The following is a 2248-nucleotide window of genomic DNA, read 5'->3' as shown; positions in this document are numbered from 1 at the left end:
GAGTTGGTGCACCACCTGTTTTCCGTCTTGATGGTAGTCTCCATAAAATGGCTGCTGATATAGTTACAGAGGAAATAGCGAAGCGTTTCGCTTATTCGATTATGACCGAAAAGCAAAAGCAACAGTTTGAAGAAAACTGGGAAGTCGATCTCTCTTTCGGTATCAAAGGATTGTCCCGCTTCAGATGCAACGTTTTCCTTCAAAGGGGTTCGGTTGCCCTTGCTGTTAGAGCGGTCCCATTCAAAATTCACACTCTCGAAGAATTGGGTTTAACGGAAACTGTCGGGAAATTCTCGGATTACCCGCGCGGGCTTGTTCTTGTTTGCGGACCAACTGGTTCAGGTAAATCGACTACACTCGCTGCTATTATTGACAAGATTAACCGCGAAAGACATGAACATATTCTCACTGTCGAGGATCCTATAGAATTCGTTCATAAACACAAGAACTGTATTGTGAACCAACGCGAAGTCCACAGTGACACAATTTCTTTCTCCCGAGCGCTTAAATATGCTCTTCGAGAAGACCCGGACATCGTTCTCATTGGTGAGATGCGAGACCTGGAGACGATATCTTCAGCATTAACAATTGCTGAAACAGGCCACCTCGCCTTCGCAACCTTGCACACTAACTCCGCAGCAGAAACTATTAACCGCATAATAGACGTTTTTCCCACTAATCAACAGACACAAGTTCGAGTGCAACTATCCTTTGTTCTTCAAGCGGTTTTAACCCAAACGCTGGTTCAAAAAATAGGCGGTGGCAGGGTAGTGGCAACTGAAATCATGATAGCAACGCCGGCTATTCGTGCACAAATTCGAGATGATAAAATACATCAACTCTATAGCTCCCTTCAAGCTGGGGGCAAATATGGAATGAACACTCTCAACACTTCGCTTGCTCAAAGATACCTCGATGGTGTTATTACACTCGAGGACTGCATGGGAAGAAGCCCGGACCCACAAGAGCTTAATGATATAATTGCTCGTAAGAGAATCCAGGCGGGCGGGGACTAATAATAAAGGTGATAATTTATGCCTCAATTTAGATACGAAGGCAAAGCGGTTAACGGCCAGTTGATCGAGGGCGTCCTTGAAGCGAGAAATGCCGAAGAATTAACTGCCTTTTTAAGACGTCAAAGAATAACTGTCACTAAAATAAAGAAAAAGTCCAAGGCCATGAACATGACCATTGGGACAGGCGTGAAAGCAATTGAAATATCTCGTTTTACTCGCCAATTCGCTGTGATGATCGAAGCGGGTTTACCTCTGGTTCAATGTCTCGATATTCTTTCGGAACAATCAGAAAATGCCGTGTTAGCCTCAACAATCGGTAAAGTCAGGGATACAGTCGCTTCTGGAACCACGCTCGCAGCTGCGATGGCCAAACACAAAAAAATATTTAATGATCTGTATGTCAATATGATTGAAGCGGGTGAAATGGGTGGTGCTCTCGAATCCATCCTCCGAAGACTTGCTGATTACCGTGAAAAAGCCGATAAACTCGCCAGAAAGGTCAAAGGTGCACTTATATATCCTGCCATGATGCTCATCATGACTGTCGGTATGACTTTTGTTATGTTGACCTTTATCATCCCGATCTTTGCGGATATGTTCAGCGAATTGGGTGGAATTCTTCCTAAACCAACAAAGGTAGTTATAGGTGTCTCTGACTTTTTAGTCTCCAATATCGTTTTTATTATTCTTGGTACTGCAGCATTAGTTGCAACATATGTAGTATTGAATAGCAAAAAGAATACAAGATACTATATAGATTTGGTTAAACTTAAGATCCCAATGTTTGGACCTCTTCTCAAAAAAACCGCAGTTGCAAGATTCTGCCGAACCCTTGGAACTCTTCTCCGAAGTGGTGTCAATCTTATAGATGCTCTCAATATTACAGCAAAAACATCCGGTAATTTGGTCTTAACGAGGGCTATTCATAAATCCATGATATCCATCTCCGAAGGAGAAACTATTACGGCTCCTCTTGCCGAGTCTAAAGTGTTCCCTGCTATGGTTATCCAAATGATTGGAGTGGGAGAAAAAACTGGTAATATGGATGAGATGCTTGAGAAGATCGCCGAGTTTTACGACGATGAAGTCGATGCAGCTGTCTCGGCATTAACTAGCATGATCGAACCGGTTGTTATCGTCGTCATGGGATCAGTTATCGGAGCCCTGCTTATAGCCATGTACCTTCCTATGTTCGATATCATTGGTCAAATTAAATAAGACATGGAAAAGAG

The 2248-nt window shown here is 43.1% G+C and carries 2 protein-coding genes; both read left to right on the top strand.

The genetic code is table 11. From position 1 onward, the window contains the following. Positions 1-1016: type IV pilus twitching motility protein PilT (locus tag KAH81_05770; GenBank protein ID MCK5833163.1), on the top strand; the 1016-nt coding region annotated here is incomplete at its 5' end. Between the two features lie 18 nt (positions 1017-1034). Then, on the top strand, positions 1035-2234 hold the full coding sequence (locus KAH81_05765; GenBank protein ID MCK5833162.1) for a type II secretion system F family protein: 1200 nt from the start codon (positions 1035-1037) through the stop codon (positions 2232-2234). The last annotated feature ends 14 nt before the right edge of the window (positions 2235-2248 follow it).

The sequence above is a fragment of the bacterium genome, assembly GCA_023145965.1.
Lineage (GTDB): Bacteria > UBP14 > UBA6098 > UBA6098 > UBA6098 > UBA6098.
This window is presented reverse-complemented; position numbering and strand designations above follow the sequence as displayed.

What these genes read in the sequence shown, in the direction of transcription:
- KAH81_05765 (MCK5833162.1), top strand. Translation starts at nt 1,035, where the DNA reads ATGCCTCAATTTAGATACGAAGGCAAAGCGGTTAACGGCCAGTTGATC.